At 50.7% G+C, this 20189-nt stretch carries 15 protein-coding genes and 1 pseudogene; 11 read left to right on the top strand and 5 right to left on the bottom strand.

Annotated elements, in window-relative coordinates; translation table 11 throughout:
* Both B3P58_RS14195 and B3P58_RS14200 read left to right on the top strand, forming a co-directional pair.
* A pseudogene (locus B3P58_RS14195) lies at positions 1-1063 on the top strand (hypothetical protein); the annotation flags it as partial.
* A 117-nt stretch (positions 1064-1180) separates the two neighbouring features.
* Positions 1181-3280 (top strand): EAL domain-containing response regulator, encoded by a 2100-nt coding sequence (locus tag B3P58_RS14200; protein ID WP_225692107.1) that lies wholly within the window; start codon positions 1181-1183, stop codon positions 3278-3280.
* A 74-nt stretch (positions 3281-3354) separates the two neighbouring features.
* Here the strand turns inward: B3P58_RS14200 and serB are convergent, their stop codons facing one another.
* A complete protein-coding gene (gene serB, locus B3P58_RS14205) occupies positions 3355-4566 on the bottom strand; it encodes a phosphoserine phosphatase SerB (RefSeq protein ID WP_145469885.1) in 1212 nt (403 codons plus the stop codon).
* A gap of 36 nt (positions 4567-4602) precedes the next feature.
* Entirely contained in the window at positions 4603-4773 is a 171-nt protein-coding gene (locus tag B3P58_RS14210) for a hypothetical protein (RefSeq protein WP_186435978.1), read from the bottom strand.
* A gap of 260 nt (positions 4774-5033) precedes the next feature.
* On the opposite strand from B3P58_RS14210, the gene B3P58_RS14215 reads away from it, so the two are divergent.
* The 3 genes from B3P58_RS14215 to B3P58_RS14225 all read left to right on the top strand — a co-directional run bounded on the left by B3P58_RS14215 (position 5034) and on the right by B3P58_RS14225 (position 7970).
* Positions 5034-6296 (top strand): adenylate/guanylate cyclase domain-containing protein, encoded by a 1263-nt coding sequence (locus tag B3P58_RS14215; RefSeq protein ID WP_286718475.1) that lies wholly within the window; start codon positions 5034-5036, stop codon positions 6294-6296.
* 109 nt (positions 6297-6405) lie between these two features.
* Positions 6406-7530 (top strand): porin, encoded by a 1125-nt coding sequence (locus B3P58_RS14220; RefSeq protein WP_145469887.1) that lies wholly within the window; start codon positions 6406-6408, stop codon positions 7528-7530.
* Positions 7531-7541: 11 nt separating this feature from the next.
* A complete protein-coding gene (locus B3P58_RS14225; protein ID WP_225692104.1) occupies positions 7542-7970 on the top strand; it encodes a phosphate ABC transporter substrate-binding protein in 429 nt (142 codons plus the stop codon).
* Positions 7971-8058: 88 nt separating this feature from the next.
* On the opposite strand, the gene B3P58_RS14230 is transcribed toward B3P58_RS14225, so the two are convergent.
* The 3 genes from B3P58_RS14230 to B3P58_RS14240 form a co-directional block, all read right to left on the bottom strand.
* Positions 8059-8643, bottom strand: a complete 585-nt coding sequence (locus B3P58_RS14230; RefSeq protein WP_286718481.1) for a tRNA-uridine aminocarboxypropyltransferase — start codon at positions 8641-8643, stop codon at positions 8059-8061.
* On the bottom strand, positions 8640-11477 hold the full coding sequence (gene uvrA / locus B3P58_RS14235) for an excinuclease ABC subunit UvrA (RefSeq protein ID WP_230332611.1): 2838 nt from the start codon (positions 11475-11477) through the stop codon (positions 8640-8642). The genes B3P58_RS14230 and uvrA overlap by 4 nt, the downstream gene beginning before the upstream one ends.
* Before the next feature lie 327 nt (positions 11478-11804).
* Complete coding sequence (locus B3P58_RS14240) at positions 11805-12485, bottom strand: LuxR C-terminal-related transcriptional regulator (RefSeq protein WP_145469890.1); 681 nt, start codon at positions 12483-12485, stop codon at positions 11805-11807.
* A 285-nt stretch (positions 12486-12770) separates the two neighbouring features.
* On the opposite strand from B3P58_RS14240, the gene B3P58_RS14245 reads away from it, so the two are divergent.
* The 6 genes from B3P58_RS14245 to B3P58_RS14270 all read left to right on the top strand — a co-directional run bounded on the left by B3P58_RS14245 (position 12771) and on the right by B3P58_RS14270 (position 20091).
* The gene (locus tag B3P58_RS14245) at positions 12771-14171 is read left to right on the top strand and encodes an MFS transporter (protein WP_225692101.1); all 1401 of its coding nucleotides are present in this window, start codon (positions 12771-12773) and stop codon (positions 14169-14171) included.
* Complete coding sequence (gene ssb, locus B3P58_RS14250) at positions 14155-14811, top strand: single-stranded DNA-binding protein (RefSeq protein ID WP_225692100.1); 657 nt, start codon at positions 14155-14157, stop codon at positions 14809-14811. The genes B3P58_RS14245 and ssb overlap by 17 nt, the downstream gene beginning before the upstream one ends.
* Positions 14812-14956: 145 nt before the next feature.
* Positions 14957-16174, top strand: a complete 1218-nt coding sequence (locus B3P58_RS14255; RefSeq protein ID WP_286718486.1) for a tyrosine-type recombinase/integrase — start codon at positions 14957-14959, stop codon at positions 16172-16174.
* Positions 16171-17685 carry a site-specific integrase gene (locus B3P58_RS14260; protein WP_286718489.1) on the top strand — a complete coding sequence of 505 codons (1515 nt, stop codon included), beginning with the start codon at positions 16171-16173 and terminating at the stop codon, positions 17683-17685. Before B3P58_RS14255 ends, B3P58_RS14260 begins: the two co-directional genes overlap by 4 nt.
* A complete protein-coding gene (locus tag B3P58_RS14265; RefSeq protein WP_286718491.1) occupies positions 17678-19678 on the top strand; it encodes a hypothetical protein in 2001 nt (666 codons plus the stop codon). Before B3P58_RS14260 ends, B3P58_RS14265 begins: the two co-directional genes overlap by 8 nt.
* A 2-nt stretch (positions 19679-19680) precedes the next feature.
* Positions 19681-20091 carry a hypothetical protein gene (locus B3P58_RS14270; protein WP_286718493.1) on the top strand — a complete coding sequence of 137 codons (411 nt, stop codon included), beginning with the start codon at positions 19681-19683 and terminating at the stop codon, positions 20089-20091.
* Positions 20092-20189 lie beyond the last annotated feature (98 nt).

Consider the following 20189-nt stretch of genomic DNA (forward strand, 5'->3'; position numbering starts at 1 on the left):
TAACCTGCACCGTGATCGTCCGGGACAGTACCGCCAGCACCTGCGAGATGCACAAAAGCCGTTGTTCCGCAGCCTGAATACCGCGCAGCTGGTACAAGCACTAAAACACTGGGCAGCCAATCCTAATGGCACCCATCAGATTACCGTTCCCGGCAAACTCAGCGACAACCTGCTGTCCCACGCCATTCAGTCCTGGGGAATCCACTGGCAGCGCTCCTTCCGCCGGGCACAGACTGAAGGCCAGCTGCGTATTTGCATCGGACTTTCTGCAACCCACTATTACAGCGGTGGTCAGCAGGATTTCGAAAAGATGCTGGCCTCAGTTAAACCCAAGACTCTGGAAGGCGAGGTTGAGCGCAGCGTTGATGTCGGCAAAGCCAGCAGCGAAGGCGATGTCTGGGCTAATGCATTCGATGCCGGCGGTGCCCGTATTGCCGAAAATACCGCACTGAATATTGATGCCATTGAGTTCATCAATAAACACAAAGCGCAGGAAGAAAGCAGTGACGAAGTCACGACAAAATACCCTGCACATCAGGTTGATCTGATTAATACCAGCCCGGGCGGTTACTGTATTCACTGGAACGGAGAAGTGCCGGCCAGTATTCAGGCCGGAGAATTATTAGGCATTCAGGAGCGCGGAGTTAAACACTGGTCCATCGGTGTGATCCGCTGGATTCGTCACCTGCGTGACCAGGGAACACAACTCGGCGTTGAACTGTTAGCCCCAAAAGCCGAGGTCGGCGCTGCGCGGTTACTGCAGAAAACCGGCAGCAACGGTCCCTATATGAGAGCGTTGCTGTTGCCCGCAATCAAGGCCATTGCTCAGCCTGCAACACTGCTTCTGCCGCGCATCCCCTTCCGCACAGGCAATAAGGTCGAATTAATGTATCCTGAATTACAGGGTCGTTATCAGCTGACCAAGCGACTGACATCAACCAGCAGTTTCAGTCAGTTTCAGTTCCGCAGTGCCGGTGCAGCCAGTCAGGCTCAGTCATCAGGGATGCAGCAAACGCCGGGACTGGGTGAAGATGACTTTGATTCCATCTGGAACAAACTCTGATCCTATATACCACCATCTGATCGTTTTAAAATGCCCTTCTGACCGTTTTGTCACACCCGGTCATTTTTTTTTTACTCACGGGCTCTATAATCGCTTTTTTATTTACCAGAGGTTGGCATGTCGACAAGTCGGGACACATTGCATCTGCTGTTGCTCACAGAAACCCAGAATGATGCCGAAAGCCTGGTGAGTCTGATGCGTAATTCCGGCAGCGCCACCCGGGCGCATCAGATTACCTCACTGGCAGACCTGAACGAACAGCTTCAGGAAAAATCCTGGGATCTTCTGGTTGCTCAGCCAGACGTTAATGGCATCAGTTATGATGATTTGCTGAAGCAGATCAAGCGACTGAATAAAGACCTGCCCGTCATTCTGATCACTGAAGATGTCGATGCCATGATTATGGAAGCGGCCATCAAACGTGGCGCCTGTACCGTGGTTCCCATTGACGAAAGCAATCTGCTGCTGCTGGTTATCCAGCGGGAATTACGCCATTTGCGCACCCGTCGTGAACTGCGGACACTGGAAGTTCGTATCCGTGATGCCGAAAAGCGCTGCCAGAATCTGCTCGAGAGTTCAAAAGATGCGGTGGCCTATATTCACGATGGTATGCACGTATACGCCAATCAGGCCTATCTCGAGCTTTTCGGCTACGCATCAGTAGAAGAGCTGGAAGGAATGCCGATCATGGATATGGTCGACAGCTCAGGTCAGGCCGGCTTTAAAAGCTTTCTGAAAACCTATCATGCCGAACAGGGCAGCAGTCAGGAACTGAAAACCACCGGCATCAACGACAAGGGCCACACCTTTCCTATGCTGATGACCTTCTCTGCGGCCACTTATGGTGATGAACGCTGTACTCAGGTCGTTATCCGCACTAATGCCGATAACAGCGAGCTGGAAGCCAAACTGAAAGAAATCAGCAGCCGTGATCTGATGACAGGCTTGTACAACAAACCCTACTTCAATGCCCGTCTGGAAGAAGCCGTCGACAGCGCTGTATTAAAAGGTGCTAAAGGTGCAGTGCTGTATATCAACATTGACCATTTCGGCAAAATCAAAAGCGAAATTGGCATCAGCAATGCCGATACCGTGATCAGTGAAATTGGTAACTGCCTCAAAGCACAGATCAATGAGAAAGACGTACTGGCCCGTATTGGTGAGGATATTTTCACCTGCATGCGTATGGGCGCCGATGCCGAATCCGCATTGCAGTTTGGCGAGCGCCTGCGCGATAAGATTGAGCATCTCTTAATTGATATCGGCAACCGCACCGTTACAGTGACCGCCAGTATCGGCCTGTCACTGATCACCGAAAACAGTTCACGGCCGGAAGATATTCTGCAGCAATCGCATCACGCATCCGATGATGTGCGTAAGCAGGCTGGTCATGAGCGTGGCAATGGCGTTCATCTCTTCCTGCCAAAAGAAATGGACGAGCCGCAACAGAGCAGCAACCTGCAGCAAACGCTGACTGACGCCATCCGCAATAACAGCTTCCGCCTGCTGTTCCAGCCGATGATCAGCCTGCGCGGCGAAGAAACCGAACACTATGAAACCTTACTGCGTCTGCATCATCCGAATGGCGATGAGTTGTCTGGCGGTGATTTCCTGAACAACACTGATATCAGCGATGATCTGAAGCGCAAGATTGACCGCTGGGTCATTCTGCACACCACTAAATTACTGGGTGAACATCGGGCGAAGGGGCATAACACCCGGATGTTTATCAACCTGTCAGCCGCATCCCTGGCCGATGACACTCTGCCCGGCTGGATTGGTGTCGCAATCAACGCCGCCAAGCTGCCAAAAGGTTCGGTGATCTTCCAGTTCAATGAAGAAGACGCCAGCCGTCTGCTGAAACAAACTCAGCAATTCAGCCACTCGCTGATGGAAAAAGGCATTCCGGCGGCACTCAGCCGTTTCGGCTGCGCGCTGAATCCGATGCAGACCCTGAAACACCTGGCGGTTGATTACGTTAAAGTCGATGGCTCCTTTACTCAGGAGCTGGGACAAAACCCTGAAGCGCAGAAACACCTGAAAGCCCTGCTTGAAGGTCTGCACGAAGAAGAAAAACGCACCATTGTGCCATTGGTTGAAAGCGCAAACTCTGTTGCTTCACTCTGGCAGCTGGGGGTTCACTTTATTCAGGGCTACTACGTTCAGCCACCACAGAGCGCAATGAGCTACAACTTCAGTGACGAAAATGAAGAGTAATCACTAAGTCACAAAAAAGCCCGGCAAGTACCATGATACTGAGCCGGGCTTTTTTGTGGCTGTTGCAGAGTGTTTTACTCAAGAATATCGCGGTCGCGATAGCCCAGCAGGTACAGAATACCATCCAGCCCAAGCGTCGAAATTGCATTCTTAGCGTTTTCCCGCACCAGAGGTTTGGCGCGGAAAGCAATGCCAAGACCAGCAATGCTGAGCATCGGCAGATCGTTTGCACCATCCCCCACCGCAATGGTCTGCTCCAGACGAATGCCTTCTTTCTCAGCCAGTTCACGCAGCAGCTCAGCCTTACGCTGACCATCCACCACACGCCCGGTCACCCGGCCGGTGACTACACCATCTTCCATTTCCAGCTCGTTGGCATACACATAGTCGATGCCCAGCTTGTCCTGCAGATAACGGCCAAAGTAATTAAAACCACCCGACAGAATGGCGGTTTTATAACCCAGCGCTTTCAGATTACGGATCAGGCGTTCAGCGCCTTCGGTAACCGGCAGTTGTTCGGCAATTCCCTGCAGCACATCGCCACTCAGGCCTTTGAGCAGCGCCACACGCTGTTCGAAGCTCTGGATAAAGTCCAGCTCCCCTTGCATGGCGCGCTCGGTGATTTCCGCCACCTGCTCACCAACACCGGCCGCCCGGGCCAGCTCATCAATCACTTCTGCTTCAATCAGGGTTGAATCCATATCGAAGCAAACCAGACGACGGGTACGACGGTAAACGTTGTCTTCCTGGAAGGCGATATCCACGCCCAGTTCATTGGCAACCTGCAGAAACTGAGCGCGCATCACGCTTTGTTCAGCATCTCCACGCACCGAGAACTCGACGCAGGCACGGGTGTTCTGCTCAGTCTGCACCAGAGGAACACGCCCGGACAGACGGTTAATCTGATCAATATTCAGACCATGCTCAGCCACGATCGCCGTAATACGGGCAATAGCATCGGCTTCAATGGCACGGGCCAGCAGCGTAATAATATGACGCGGCTTGCCCTGACCATTAACCCAATGCTCGTAGCTTTCCGGTGTAACCGGCGTAAAACGGACAGACAGGCCCAGCTCGTGAGCCTTAAAGAGCACATCTTTTAATACCGGTGCCGATTCGGCACGGGAAGGAATGGCGGCCAGGATGCCCAGCGACAGAGTGTCGTGGATTTCGGCCTGGCCAATATCAAGAATGGTGACATCATATTGCGCCAGAATGGCGCTGATGCTTGAGGTTAACCCGGGCTTATCGGCCCCAGTCACTCGGATTAGAACCAATTCAGTCACGGACGTTACACCTGCAGGCAGATCAGTTTGATGCAATTACAGTTTGCCGGCGTCAGCTTTGGCAGCAGCAACAACCGCACGCAGCTCTTCGATCAGCTCAACAGTTTCATGTACAGACAGCGCGCGTACGCGGTCAACGCTCATCAGGTACAGACCTTTTTCCAGTTGTTGCAGCTTATCTTGCAGAGACTGTTTCACGTCGCTCATGGTGAATCCCCATTCATCAAAATTATAAATTCGGTTTACAGCATGCCGGATGATCATCCGCTGTCCTCAAATAAGAGGACTGACAATTGCCGTTTCGCCCTAGCGTTACTGCAGGCGGCGCATATAATACCACCAATGTTGAGGAAATCTTCGTTTGTTTGAGTAATGTGATGCGGATCGCCAGCCTGATTGGGCAAAAGTTGAATACAAGTCAAATTTGCGGCCTACTCGCAGCCTTTCTGATTTTACTGACAGGCCTGTTGATCAGCAGCCTGACATACACCCATCTGGAAACTCAGCTGTCTGCAAAGCTGCGTCAGGATGCACAGCGCCAGTTACAGCGTCTGACCGTTGCCCTCGCACCCAGCCTGCTGCGTCAGGACCGCATCAGTATCAGCCTTACCCTGAGCGACTGGAGTAAGGGACCCGAAATCGATGCCATCCGTGTACTCAATGCCAGCCAGCAGGTCATCGCCGAAAGTGGCCGGCCATCACCGGACAGCATTGAGATCAGCCAGCCGGTTACTCAGGATAATCTGTCCATTGGGCTACTGCGCGCCGACATCAATCTCAGCAGCGCGGAACAAACTGCCCGCCGCTATTTTGCCCTCGGATTAATTGCCAGCGCATTGGCAGCACTGCTGGCAGCTCTTGTCGTGTATCAGCTGAGCGAACGCTATCTCCATTATTTACGCCAGTTACAACAACGCCTGTCTAACTGGCAGGAAGGCAAAGACCTGCTGCACCTGCCACCACCACCGCTTTTGTCCGACCTGAAACAGCTGCACAGCACCCTGAATAACATTGCTATTAAAGAGCAACAGCAACGTGCGATGCAGGAAGCGCTGGGACGTTTTATTTCTGCTCCGCCGGCCACAGGTGAGCTGCTGCGTTACCATGAATGCGCCCTGTTGTTTATTGAGATTCAGGATCTCGAAATTTTGCAGAATCGTCTGAGTGCTGAGCAACTGAGTAAAACCCTCAACCAATATCACCGGCTTTTGTCCCATGCGGCCAAACTTTATAACGGCAAGCTGGATCGTTATCTGGGAGATGGTGTTGTAATGCTGTTCGGTATGTCACGCGCCCCGCAATCAGGACACGGTAATGAAGCCCTGCACTGCCTTTATGCCGCGCAATTATTCCTCGGCCTGATCGCTCATCTTCGCGATCATGACAGCAAAACACTGCCGGTCGAATTCCGCGTTGCAGCCCACTGGGGTCCGGTACTGATGGCACCATTAAGTGATGATGAGCAAATCCAGTGCAGCCTGATCGGCGATACAGTGCACTGGGCTTCCCACCTTGCTACCAGTGGTGAAGAACGTCGCCTGCTGGTCAGTCAGGAGCTGCTCAGCCATATCCCTCAGGATGCAGGTATTGCCTGGGAAGAAGGGCCGATGGTATCCGATTTACACGGACGTGAGCAGGCCAGCTATTGGCTTAACAGTCTGGCCGAAAAGAACCAATTGTTAATTCAGCGGCAGATCAAACATATCACCGCAATGACAGAAAATGCCTGAAGATCTTTTATTCCCCAAAACACAAAAGAAAATAAAAACATTGCCAATTTGAACTATTCCAGACCTCTACTAAGGTTATCTGTGAAACCAACAGTAGAGGATACTATCCATGGTTCTTCGCAAATCTGGCCTGGCAGCGGCAGTGCTGCTGGCCTGCAGCCCCGCTGCTTTTTCTGACGATTTAAATATTAATGGCTTCATGAATGTAACCGCCGGCAATCTGTCCACCGAAGATATTTCACTGGATGGTTACGATGACGGCGTTTCATTCGATGTCGGCACAGTGGTTGGGCTGCAGATGTCCAAGCAGGTCAACGACACAACATCAGCCACCGTCCAGTTAATATCCCGCGGCAGCGATAACTACAGTACTGAAGCATCCTGGGCATATGTTACTTACGCAGCCAATGAAAATACCGACATCCGTATGGGTCGTCTGCGTACACCATTTTTCTATTATTCAGACTTCCTTGAAGTAGGCTACGCCTATAACTGGGTGCGTCCGCCTTCAATTGTTTATCGTCTGGATGCATTTTCATCCATCAGTGGTGTTGATGTGACACACCGCTTCGCCATCGGCGGCATGGACGGTTCTATCCAGGCTTACACCGGTCGCTACAATGACGACTTTACGCTGAGCGGCGACACCTACCACATTGAACTGCGCCGCGCGGCGGGTATGGTTTTCAGCCTGAACTCCGGTGACTTCGGTGCCCGTCTGAGTTATCACCAGGCAGATCTGACCTTAGATGCAAATGCAGCTTTGGCTGGGCCTAATGGCCGCGCCCTCGATAATCTTGCAGCAGGCGGTGCTCTTGCTGGCGTCGGTGATGAGTTCACTGCCGATGAAGATAAAGCCAAGTTCTATCAGGCATCCGTGTCATACGATAACGGCAGTACTGCGGTAATTGCTGAATGGACTGCATTGGACCAGACCACCGCATTACTCAACGATGACAGCGCCTATCTGATCAGTGCTGCCCAGCGCTTCGGTGATGCAACAGTGCACCTGACCTATACCGTTGCAGAAGATGATCTTGAGTCTGGTGTTGTCGGTCAGGTTCAGAAAAATGCAGAGTCCAAAGAAAACAGTATTATCCTCGGGATGCGTTATGACTACGACAGCAGTACAGCGTTTAAAGTCGATATTCAACAGCATGACGAAGAACTGGTTAATGGTGCAAAAGGTGAATCCGGCCTGCTCTACAATGTCGGTATGAGTCTGGTATTTTAAGGAGAGAGTATATGAATATGTTTAAAGTGATCTCCCGACTTGCCATTGCCATGACGTTCTTTGTCACTGCTCTGGCCAATGCCGAAGTTGCTGTGATTGTCAGCGCTTCCAACGCCAACTCTGCACTGGATCAGGATACCATTTCACGGGTTTTTCTGGGAAAGACGTCGAACTTTCCCGATGGCAGTCAGGCGATTCCCGTCGATCAGAACGAAGGTTCTGCCAGCCGTGAAGCCTTTAACGATAAAGTGCTGGGCAAAAGTTCCAGCCAGTTAAAAGCCTACTGGTCGCGACTGATCTTTACCGGTAAAGGTACTCCGCCAAAAGAATCTGGCTCAGATGCCGACATCAAAAATCTGGTCGCTAAAAACCCTAACCTTATTGGCTATGTCGACTCATCTGTCGTGGATAGCTCGGTTAAGGTTGTCTTTAAATTCTGATTTATTCAGATATTAAAGACTCTGAAAAAGGCGCTTCGGCGCCTTTTTTTATGTCCGAAAATAAAAACCAGGTATATTCGCTGCACTGTCAGCCCTTATGACCGAAACCTTTCTGAATTTCGACCATTCTGTTCAATACCCGTAAAACAGGCTGATAATCCTGCAACGGATCAAGCCATTGCAATGCACTGACACCGGCTTCAATAGTCGACAACCCACCACGTTGCTGTGATGCACGTATTGCATAACCACTGGGTTGCTGTGGTGTTAAAGCGATATGAGGTAAATCATTCAGCCAGGGATTCAGGTGCAATAAACGCCGGACTTTACGCCAGGTTCCATCCAATATCAGTAATTGCCGAATGTGAATACGCGCGTCTTCTGCCAATGCGGGTTTATGTGTAAACGGATACAGCAGCGCGGTTGTACTCTGCTCACCTGCAGCAAAAATATCCTGTGGTTGCAGACAATCAGCCACCAGCAAACGACTGCCGGCAATGCTTTTATGCAGTAAGGGTGCTGTTGATAAAGGATGACGCGCCTCGGTAGGATCCTGCCAGATAATCAGTTCTACCGGACTGGACAAAACGTGGATGTACGGACACAGACAAACCGACAGAGGACGCCGGCACTGTTCACAGTGCCGGCGTTTCTGAACAAACTCTGAGCTCATTTTTTCCGCGGTTTAAGCAACGATTTAAGAAAGTGACCGGTGTGTGAAGCTTTATTTTTCACCACCTCTTCCGGCGTTCCTTCGGCAATAATATAACCCCCTTTGGAACCACCTTCAGGGCCAAGATCAACAATCCAGTCGGCGGTTTTAATCACATCCAGATTATGCTCAATCACCACGATGGTATTGCCGTCATCGCGCAGGCGATGCAATACCGCCAGTAATTGTTCAATATCATGGAAGTGCAGGCCGGTGGTTGGTTCGTCCAGGATATACAGCGTTTTACCGGTATCGCGTTTCGATAATTCCTTCGCCAGTTTTACCCGCTGAGCTTCACCACCAGACAAGGTTGTCGCTGCCTGACCAAGGCGGATATAACTCAAGCCAACATCCATCAGCGTCTGTAATTTACGCGCCACCGCCGGAATAGCGTCGAAGAATTCACGCGCATCTTCAACCGTCATATCCAGCACTTCGTGGATATTTTTACCTTTATAACGGATATCCAGCGTCTCGCGGTTGTAGCGCTTGCCTTTACAGATATCACAGGGAACGTAGATATCAGCCAGGAAGTGCATTTCTACCTTAATAACGCCATCACCCTGACAGGCTTCACAGCGGCCACCTTTCACGTTGAATGAAAAACGTCCGGCTTTATAGCCACGGGAACGGGATTCCTGCGTACCGGCAAATAATTCCCGTACCGGGGTAAAAATACCGGTATAGGTTGCCGGGTTGGAACGTGGTGTCCGTCCGATCGGGCTCTGATCAATATCGACGACTTTATCCAGCTGCTTCAGGCCAACGATCGAATCGTACTCAGCCGCTTTCAGGGTCGTGGCACCATTTAACGCTGTTGAAGCCAGCGGGAATAATGTGCGGTTAATCAGAGTGGATTTACCAGAGCCCGATACGCCGGTCACGCAGGTCATCAGTCCCAGCGGAATGGTCAGGTCGACATTATTCAGGTTATTACCACGGGCGCCTTTTAACTGCAGAACTTTATTCTGATCATAAGGCGTACGTTTTTCCGGTACATGGATAGAACGCTTGCCGGATAAGAACTGTCCGGTAACCGAGTTCGGATTAGCAAACACCTGCTCCGGCGTGCCCTGTGCAATCACTTCGCCACCATGCACACCAGCACCCGGACCGATATCAATTAAATGATCGGCGCTGCGGATGGCATCTTCATCGTGTTCAACCACCAGTACGGTATTTCCCAGATCGCGCAGGTGAAACAGGGTTTTCAGCAGGCGGTCGTTATCACGCTGATGCAGACCAATAGACGGCTCATCGAGAATATACATAACGCCAACAAGACCGGCACCAATCTGCGACGCCAGACGGATACGCTGTGCTTCACCACCGGATAACGTATCGGAGCTGCGGTTCAGCGTCAGATATTCGAGTCCGACATTAACCAGAAAACGCAGGCGCTCACGGATTTCTTTCAGGATTTTTTCGGCAATTTCACCACGATGGCCAGCCAGGTGAAGCTCCGTAAAATAATCAAATGCCTGCTCAACCGGCATCGCAGTACAGGCATGAATGGTTTTATCGCCAACAAACACATTACGTGCTTCAACCCGCAGACGTGAGCCTTCACAGGATGGGCATGGCTGTACACTGAGATATTTACTCAGTTCTTCGCGCACCATCTGCGAATCGGTTTCGCGGTAGCGGCGTTCGAGGTTGGGCAGCACACCTTCAAAAGGATGCGCCTTGATAATCTGGTCGCCACGGGAATTGACGTAATTAAAATTCACCGCTTCATCACCACTGCCGTAGAGCAGCAGATCGCGTTGTTTAGCGGTTAATTTGCCGAAATTTTTCTCAATATCAAAACCATAGTGCTCAGCCACCGAGCTCAGCATCTGATAATAGTAAATGCTGCGTCTGTCCCAGCCGCGGATCGCACCTTCGCCAATGCTCAGGTTCTGATCGTGCACCACCAGCTCCGGATCAAAATACTGTTTTACACCCAGACCATCACAGCTGGTACAGGCACCGGCCGGATTGTTAAAGGAGAACAGACGCGGTTCCAGCTCGGATAAGCTATAACCACAGTGCGGACAGGAAAATTGTGACGAAAACAGCAGAGGCTCGGCTTTATCGTCATCCATAGAGGCCACAAGAGCCAGGCCACCGCTCAGCTCCAGACAGGTTTCCAGCGACTCTGACAAACGCTGTTCAATACCTTCTTTCACCTTAAAGCGGTCCACCACAACTTCGACGCTGTGCTTACGGCGTTTATCCAGCTCCGGCGTATCGTCCAGATCGCACACCAGACCATTCACCCGTACGCGGATAAAACCCTGCGAGCGCAGGCTGTCGAATACGTGCAGATGCTCACCTTTACGGTCACGCACCACCGGCGCCAGAATCATATGCTTACTGTCATCCGGCAGATCCATAATGCTGTCGACCATCTGACTGACAGTCTGAGCTTCCAGCGCAACTTCGTGATCAGGGCAACGCGGCACACCGACACGGGCAAACAGCAAACGCAGGTAATCGTAGATTTCGGTAACCGTACCAACGGTCGAGCGGGGGTTGTGTGAAGTGGACTTCTGTTCGATGGAGATAGCCGGTGACAGACCTTCAATCAGATCAACATCGGGCTTTTCCATCATCGACAGGAACTGACGGGCATAGGTCGACAGAGACTCGACGTAACGGCGCTGGCCTTCGGCGTAGAGCGTATCAAATGCCAGAGAGGATTTGCCCGAGCCACTCAGCCCCGTAATAACAACCAGCTTGTCACGGGGAATATCCAGATCGATATTCTTGAGATTGTGGGTACGGGCCCCTCTCACCTGAATCTTATCCATAGACGGCTCATCACATCAGAGAAAAGCCGCCATTGTAGGGCTTGTTCATACTAATTTAACAGGCCTGTTATCGGCTAAGAATGTTCCAGACAAGGCGCAGTGAGTGTGGCCTAACGGGTTAAGCGAACGAACAGCAACGCAGAATGGGGGATTTTTAGCCATAACCCTTTGGGCTGAGGCCAGTTTTCCCCATTAACTTCGTCGTTCGTCATTCATTTAGCCCGCTAATAACACTCCTCTCTCCTTGCTCTGAGAAAAACTGGCTCTCAGCAGGCCCATTTACTTAGTATGAACAGGCCCTAACAGGCAGAGGTTGAGTTCAGCCGCTTATTCAACTGATTCGTGCAACAGCTCTTCCATATACTCTTTAGCCCAGTTCACAGCCTGAATACGGTTGCCCGCACCAATCTTTTTGAACAGGTTATAAATATGGGTTTTAACTGTATGCATGCTGACGTTGAGCTTGTCCGCAATTTCGATATTAGTCGCGCCAGTCGCAGTTAAACGCAGGATCTGCTTCTCGCGCTTGGTCAGTACCGTGGTGGTGGTGGTCATTTTACGGGGCTTATGGCGGGTGCGTTCCAGATACTGCCCCACCAGCTGACGCGGCAGCCAGTATTCGCCTTCAAACAGGCCAACAATACCTTTGCTCAGCTGTTGTTGTGAACACTCGCGATAGAACAGACCATTGACCATTGGCCAGGCCATCAGGCGTTCAACCGGATGATTATGCGGAGTATTGAAGAAAGCCACCTTGATATCCACCGGCTGCTCGTACACCTGCTCCAGTAAATCATGCAGCTTTTCCGGGCGTGCGCATTCAGCGTCAACCAGCACAAGCGTTTTACAGGGGTAACGATTCCAGTCTTCACGCCATTCCGGCACGCTGACCAGCTGGCAGTCGATATTTGTACGCTGGTGAATGTAACCAATGAGAATGGAATTCTGCAGATTTTGTTGGCCGAATAAGATAATGCGACGACCTGGGAGGCTTGCCTGACGATCCATAACATAACTCCTTTATGCCTGTTGCTGATCCTTAACCGGTCTTCCAAAACCAGTGCTAAGAGTGTACGCAATCCAATGCAAATTGCCACTTGAGCATGACTTTTTTTCGTAGTTTTACGGATTGACCCACGGCTTTTTGAAGAACTTCCGTACCATTCCCGGGTCTGTCCGGAGCAACCGTAAACAAGCAATCTGCAGATAACCGTGCTTAAGACTTAATCCACAGACGGCATTGCTGTTAAACTGGCGCACTTTTTAGCTGTACCAACCGGAATACCAGTGAGTATGTCGAGTTCTACCTCTCCAGAAACTGAGCACAGCGGCATTTCTGCCGTCGAACAGCGTGCAGTCGTCTCCCTCGCGTCACTCTATGCCCTGCGTATGCTGGGGCTGTTTATGGTGCTGCCTGTGATGATGATCGAAGGACAGAAGCTCGATGGCGCTACGCCACAACTGCTTGGTCTGGCGATGGGGGTCTATGGCCTCACTCAGGCGCTGCTGCAGATTCCCGCCGGAACCCTGTCGGACCGCTTTGGCCGTAAACCTATTATTATTGGTGGCCTGCTGATTTTTGCTCTTGGCAGTCTGATCGCCGCCAGCGCCGACAGCGTGTACGGTGTTATTCTTGGCCGCGCGCTACAGGGTGGTGGCGCCATTGCCAGTGCGATTATGGCACTGGTTACGGATCTGACCCGCGAAGAGAACCGCATGAAAGCGATGGCGTCTATTGGCGCCAGCATCGGCCTGTCTTTTTCTGTCGCATTGGTACTGGGACCATGGCTTGCCGGATTAGGCGGTCTGAGCCTGATTTTTGGCCTGACCGGCGTACTTGCCCTGCTGGGCATTCTGGTAACGCTGTTTGTTATTCCAACACCACCCGTTTTGCCCCATCGCGATGCCTCGGCGGTACTGAGCGAAGTCGGTGTTCAGCTGCGTAATACCCAGCTGTGGCCGCTCAATCTGGGGATATTCCTGCTGCACGCCTTAATGGTGGCTATTTTTATCGCCATTCCCGGACAATTGCTGAAGCTGGATTTACCGGCAGAGCATCACAGCTGGCTGTATTTACCGGTACTTCTCAGTGCCTTTGTATTAATGGTGCCCTTTATCATCATCGCCGAGAAGCGCCGCAAAATGAAAAGCGTAGTGATCACCGGTGCCTGCGTTATTGCTCTCAGCCTGTTTGGTATGTCAGCAGCCGCTGAAATGTGGCATTGGGTTGTGCTGCTGTTGCTGTATTTCTGGGGCTTTAATCTGATGGAGGCCAGCCTGCCATCCTGGCTGAGCAAGATTGCTCCGGCCGGCGCCAAGGGCAGCGCCATGGGCATTTATTCCAGTATGCAGTTCCTCGGCGCCTTTGCCGGCGGCAGCCTCGGCGGCTGGCTGATGAGCCAGTACGGCAGCAGTGCATTATTTGTCGGACTGGGGGCATTAGTGATACTTTGGGTGCTGCTTATGTCACAGTCTTCCGCCCCGCAACACCTTACCAGTGTTCGTCTGGACAGCACGGATGGCTGCAGCGAACAACAACTTGCACAATTGATGGCACTGGCCGGAGTCTCGGAAGTCAGTCTGCTTGCCAGTGAAGGCGCAATCTATTTAAAAGTCAGTGCTGATGCCTTTGATCGAACACAGGCATTGGCCATCATTCATTCCACAGGAGAAGAGCATGGGTCGCAGCGTTAACAAAGTGACACTCATTGGTACTCTGGGTCGTGACCCTGAAGTTCGTTATATGCCGAATGGCAACGCCGTGGCCAATCTGACACTGGCCACCGACGAAAGCTACAACGACAAACAGACCGGCCAGAAAGTAGAATCCACCGAATGGCACCGTATTACGGTATACGGCAAGCTGGCAGAAATTATTCAGCAATACCTGAAAAAAGGCTCAAAAGCCTACTTCGAAGGTAAACTGCGTACCCGCGAATGGGAAAAAGACGGCGTTAAACGCTACACCACCGAAATCATCGCCAACGATATGATGATGCTCGATGGCCGTGGCGACAATATGGGGTCTTATTCAGCGCCATCGCAGACAATGAGCCAGCCTATGGGCATGAATGCACCACAGGGCTATCAGCAGGCTCCTCAGGCAGCACCACAGCAAGCTCCGATGGCCGCACCTCAGGCTCCGCGTGGCTATCAGCAAGCTCCGCAACAGGCACCGCAGCATGTTCCGCAACAGGCTCCACAGCATGCTCCGCAACAGCCGGCCTATCAGGGTGGTTACCAGCAGCCAGCTCAGGCTCCAGTGCAACAGCCGCAGCACGCACCACAGCCAAGCAACAGCTTTGACGATTTTGATGACGATATCCCGTTCTAGCGATTACTTTAGACTAAAATGTAAATAATACTTACGAGACCCCCATTTTATGGGGGTTTCTCTTTTTTAGTGTGTAAATTTATCCTTAACCCCCAATTAAAGGTCTAATACTATGAATTTGTGTAAAAATTGAGATCTATCTCCAATGGAGCTTTCAATACGCAGAATCAGATCTTCAGGCGGTGAGAGATTTGTCATCCTCGTTGATGAGAGTGGCACTCCGCTTTTCTATCCAGCCCTGTATGTTACTGTTCACATGCGTGGGCGTTCACTCGCTGTAAATACGGTTGAGAACTCCCTCAACGCGATTAAAGCTTTGTACGCATGGCAGGCCTACTACGATTTGGATCTCGAATCACGATTTTCTCAAGGTGACTTTCTTCACCCAAACGAGATACATGCCTTACGCGATTTCATGCAGAAACCACTGGTACGCGATGAGCAAGATAAAGTCGTCTCTATTTCAGGACGCCGTAACCTTGTCAGTACGAGCAATCAGTATGCTCGTTTGTCAGTGCTTGCCGATTACCTGGGCTTCCTTGCAAAACAGCTGCAACCATCTTCGAAACGAGATCATGACCACGTAGAGCGAATGGTTTCGCAGATAAAAGCGAACCGCCCTAAAAAGCCAACAAAATCCAGTCCAAATAGGGATGAAAAGCATTTGGATGATGCAGTTCTGGATTCACTTGAGAAGGCATTAAAACCGGGAGCTGAGAACAATCCAGCCAAGGAATATGCAGTCCAGGTTCGTAATGCTTTGATGTTCTCGATACTACGAGTCACAGGCCTTCGACGTGGTGAATTGCTTAACCTGAAGGTTGAAGATATCGACTTTGCAAAAAACACGCTGAAAGTTGTCAGACGACCGGACTCAAAAGATGACATACGTGCATTTCAGCCCGTTGCCAAAACACGAGAACGCACCATCCCGCTGATTCCCGAACTCATCAATTGTATCTATGAATACGTGCTAGAACATCGAAATAAAACTTCGGGTGCCAAGAAACATGGCTATCTGTTTGTAACTCACAAAGAGGGGACGTCTCTGGGTCAGCCCATATCAAATGCTGCGTTTGGTAAGTTCATGGCTGACTTGAAACGGATCACAGACAACCACAATGGAATTCATGCTCACGCCTTACGCCATCACTGGAACTACTCGTTTTCAAAAGCCTGTGAAAGCAAAGGCGTAACGCCAGAACGAGAAGAAAAGATTCGTTCGTATCTGATGGGCTGGAGCGAAACCTCAGGAACAGCCGCGACTTACAATAGTAGGCATATCAAGGAGCAAGCGAACAGGGCTGCTCTTGAATTGCAAAACCAGCATTTAGGCAAAAAAACACCGGGAGATGAGGAATGATAAATCTCTCGACACAGGAAGCTGTTACTGAGGACTTTTACTCTAGGGATGGATACCTGATCCGCTCCAATGACAAGCGTTGGAAGCTGAACAAAGACACTAACATCCCCGTCTTCACTCTGCAGGAAGTGATGAGTTCAGACACCTTCTCTTCGCTCTGCAAAGTGCTCGCTTTTTATGCAAAGACACACGCCCCATCACATGTAAGAAACTTATTTGAGCGCTGTAAACACTACCTCGAATCAACAACCGGCCAGCCGCTCTTCAGTGTTGAATCTCTAATTTCATATCGCTCAACGCTCGATAAGCATACCGAGTGGTATCTGGCAACTCTTCGCGGATTCATCAGAAGGTGGTCTGAACTGGGATACAGCGGTGTGCCTGATGACACAATCAGGCTTTTGAATAAATGGACGATCAAAGGAAACGAGAAAGGCTTTGCCGTTCAGTCCATGTGTCCTAACAGTGGCCCGTTAACTGATATCGAAATGGAAGCCATTATTGATGCAGTCATTACTGCATTCGGAGAAAAACGTTTAACACTTGTCGATACCAGCTATGCGCTGATTCTCGCTATGACAGGGCGCCGCCCGACACAAATTACAGCGTTGAAACTGATGGACTTGATCCAACAGTCCGGTAAGTACTTTATAAGATTCCCTCGCGCCAAACAGCGCAGCCAGTCATGGCGCCAATCATTTAACCAATTTGCGATAGTTGAAGACCTTTGGGAGGTTCTGCAACAGCAAGCTGAAGCGGTTCGCCAACAGTTCAGATTGGCTCTAGACGCAGACATCCCATCGAATCTCATTCCTGAGCTACCGCTATTTCCTGCCCTTGAGACAGCTAACTCTGTATCAGATTTAAAAGAACAACTCATAGGCGATCGCCTGCATGCACCAAGTGACTTGGTAAGGAGCGCAATGCTTCGAGTTGAAAAGGCGATAAAGGTTATCAGTGAAAGAACTGGTGGACCTGTGCGTCTCAACCCAACTCGTTTTCGATACACGCTGGGAACCAATCTCGCCCGTGAAGGCAAAGGCGAATACGTTATCGCCGAGGCACTCGATCACTCCGACACCCAAAGCGCTGGCGTGTACGTACGAAACATTCCAGAAATCGTCGACCGCATAGATAAAGCCGTAGCTCTGCAATTGGCTCCGATAGCACAAGCATTTCAGGGAGTACTTGTTATATCCGAAAGTGACGCCAAGCGTGGCGACGATCGGAGCAGCAGGGTTTCAAACGGCACAGCTAACCTTGGCACCTGTGGCAGTTATGGCTTCTGCAACGCCTTGGCCCCGGTGGCTTGTTACACCTGCAATCATTTCCAGCCCTGGCTCGACGGGCCACACGAAGCCGTTCTGGAACGACTGATCAGTGAACGCGATAGCGTGTTAGAGCAAACCAGCGATAGCAAGATTGCTGCGGTGAATGACCGATTGATACTGGCCGTTGGCGATGTCGTTAACCGTTGTAATGCAATGAAAAACGAGGTGATAGATGGCTGATATTCTTCTATTCACTCCGAAACATCAGCTGGATGCCGAGGCCAACCTGCGCGACTTTGTAGCAATGTGTCGTCACCGCCTTACAGTATTTGGAGCTGATCTGGACTGGGATAGTGATACCTGGCCTGGCGTTGGCAACTTTACCGTCATCAGAGCCCCGTCCAGAGGTTTTTCGGACGAACAACGTCTCAACCCCAGCATTATTCCTTTTGCAAAATCCTATGTACGTTACCAACAGGGCCACAAACCAACAAAGCTCAAGAATGAGTTCAAGGCCATTCGTTGCATTGAGAAAGCCCTTCTGTTGGTAAAAGGCACGGCTGACATCATCCAAACAGACGTACAGGTAATGGATGTCGCCGCACAGGTAGCAAGAGAATACAAAGCCTCTGCCTACCAGGCAGGTAACAGCTTGGTGACGCTCGTTGAATTCCTCAACGAAAGCAAAATCATTCCAGCTCCACTAACGTGGAAGAACCCGATCTCCAAGCCGAAAGAGATCAACCGAACAGACGCTGAAGGAAAGAAGAAACGATCTGCAAAAATGCCTGACCAGCGTCACCTCGGATTTATGGCCGAGCTATTTGCCAATAACCCACAAGGCTCACGGGATAGATTCACCACATCGATATTTGCGCTATTGATGTGCGCACCGTCCAGAATCAGCGAAGTTCAAGATCTCCCGGTGAACTGCCTGCACAGAGAAACAGATAGCAAAGGGATAGAACGCGTTGGTCTGCGCTTCTATGCCGGAAAGGGTTATGGTTCCGACATCAAGTGGATTCCAACCGCTCTCAAAGACATTGCTATCGAAGCGGTTCGTCGCCTGACCGAGCTATCCGAAAAAGGCCGTAAACTGGCGATCTGGTACGAGAATCACCCCGACAAATTCTATCGCCATGAGAACTGTCCGGATGTTGGAGAGCATGATCCACTGACTAATCAACAAGTGTGTAGGGCACTTGGCTTAGCAGAACAGCATCGGAACATATCCCTGTATTTTCAAGGCTATGCCCCATACAAAGAACTAAAGGCCAAAGGCGCCCCATTCACCCTGGCCTTCCTGAATGAATTTGTTCGCAGTGAACTGCCTGCTGGCTGGCCATGGAAAAACAAGGAACGGCACATCACCTATTCACAGTCGCTCTGTTGCTATCGACTCCATGAGTTTCATCAAAGCAGAAAACCAAGCCCTGTCCTGCTTTGGACTCCAGGCAAAACTACGTTCACCACCGACCTCAATTACATACCTGGCAAGGAAGGTAATATTTGGCGACGTCACGGCTACAGCAATGACGATGGAACCGAAATATCCATGACCTCCCATCAAATAAGGCATTTTTTGAATACCATTGCGCAAAAGGGCGATCTCGGTCAGCTCGATATAGCGAAATGGTCTGGCCGCGCCAATATTCACCAGAACACCACCTACAACCATATGACCGATGACGATGACGATTACGTTGCTCTGGCCCGGCAAACTGGTGTTGGTGGCGTCCTTGAGAAAATCAGAGCCCATACACCTGTCACCTTCTCAGATCTTGAAGCCATAGGCGAAGGCATTGCTCACGTCACGGAATATGGCTTTTGTGTGCATGACTTTTCCATGCTGCCATGCCAGAGACATCGTGACTGCCTGAATTGCACAGAACAGGTCTGCATCAAAGGTGATGATGAAAAGCTGGATCGCCTTAAGAAACAACGCGATGGCATCCGCTTGCAGCTCAACAAGACGCAGCAGGCGTCTGAAGACGAGGTCTATGGTGCAGACCGCTGGAGCCAACATCAGCTTCAAACACTGGAGCAGGCTGAGAAGCTCATTCAGCTATTGGAATCTCCGGATCTGGAAGATGGAGCAATCATCAAACTGAGTAACGATCAGGAGTTCAGTCCTCTGAATCGGGCACTGGCTTCACACACCGCTCAGACCAAACCATCCATTCCCTCGCCAAATCAAGATATGGACGAGCTGCGCTCGTTGCTCGGAGGTTAACCATGGCCAAACATCTGACCCCAAAAGACATTAATTCAATTATAAGCCTTATCGATGGTTGGGATGGCAAGCTCTCATGGGAGGCTCTGTGTGATGCCTCTGAGCCAGTGACTGGAACCCGTCCGACACGCCAGACACTCAATGCGCATGAGCGAATTAAATCCGCCTTCAGCCATAAAAAAGAACTGCTGAAGAATGGCTTTGTCTCGACAAAAAGACCGCAGAGTCTGAGCATTGCCGAGCAACGAATCCGGCGCCTTGAGAGTGAAAACAGCCGCTTGAAAGCCGAGAATGCCAAACTTCTTGAGCAATTTCTGAAATGGCAGTACAACGCATACAAACATGGTTTATCCAAAGAAAAGCTCGATGCTGATCTACCAGCCATTGACCGAGATTCGTCAGAGCGAAAGTAGCTATCAAATTTTTACTAGAGTTGAGGTGTAGTAGATCAAACCCAATCTGACAATCGCCCGTTTTAAGCTGGTGCCTGTCAGGTTACATATGGGTTAAA

Origin of the sequence: Thalassolituus sp. UBA2009, assembly GCF_002335285.1 — a bacterium.
Taxonomy (GTDB): Bacteria; Pseudomonadota; Gammaproteobacteria; order Pseudomonadales; family Oceanobacteraceae; genus Venatoribacter; species Venatoribacter alkanivorans.

Coding starts and splice junctions, on each gene's coding strand:
- B3P58_RS14200 (WP_225692107.1), top strand. CDS start 1,181: ATGTCGACAAGTCGGGACACATTGCATCTGCTGTTGCTCACAGAAACC.
- B3P58_RS14245 (WP_225692101.1), top strand. CDS start 12,771: ATGTCGAGTTCTACCTCTCCAGAAACTGAGCACAGCGGCATTTCTGCC.
- ssb (WP_225692100.1), top strand. CDS start 14,155: ATGGGTCGCAGCGTTAACAAAGTGACACTCATTGGTACTCTGGGTCGT.
- B3P58_RS14220 (WP_145469887.1), top strand. CDS start 6,406: ATGGTTCTTCGCAAATCTGGCCTGGCAGCGGCAGTGCTGCTGGCCTGC.
- B3P58_RS14230 (WP_286718481.1), bottom strand. CDS start 8,643: ATGAGCTCAGAGTTTGTTCAGAAACGCCGGCACTGTGAACAGTGCCGG.
- B3P58_RS14265 (WP_286718491.1), top strand. CDS start 17,678: ATGGCTGATATTCTTCTATTCACTCCGAAACATCAGCTGGATGCCGAG.
- B3P58_RS14270 (WP_286718493.1), top strand. CDS start 19,681: ATGGCCAAACATCTGACCCCAAAAGACATTAATTCAATTATAAGCCTT.
- B3P58_RS14210 (WP_186435978.1), bottom strand. CDS start 4,773: ATGAGCGACGTGAAACAGTCTCTGCAAGATAAGCTGCAACAACTGGAA.
- B3P58_RS14240 (WP_145469890.1), bottom strand. CDS start 12,485: ATGGATCGTCAGGCAAGCCTCCCAGGTCGTCGCATTATCTTATTCGGC.
- B3P58_RS14225 (WP_225692104.1), top strand. CDS start 7,542: ATGAATATGTTTAAAGTGATCTCCCGACTTGCCATTGCCATGACGTTC.
- B3P58_RS14260 (WP_286718489.1), top strand. CDS start 16,171: ATGATAAATCTCTCGACACAGGAAGCTGTTACTGAGGACTTTTACTCT.
- B3P58_RS14255 (WP_286718486.1), top strand. CDS start 14,957: ATGGAGCTTTCAATACGCAGAATCAGATCTTCAGGCGGTGAGAGATTT.
- uvrA (WP_230332611.1), bottom strand. CDS start 11,477: ATGGATAAGATTCAGGTGAGAGGGGCCCGTACCCACAATCTCAAGAAT.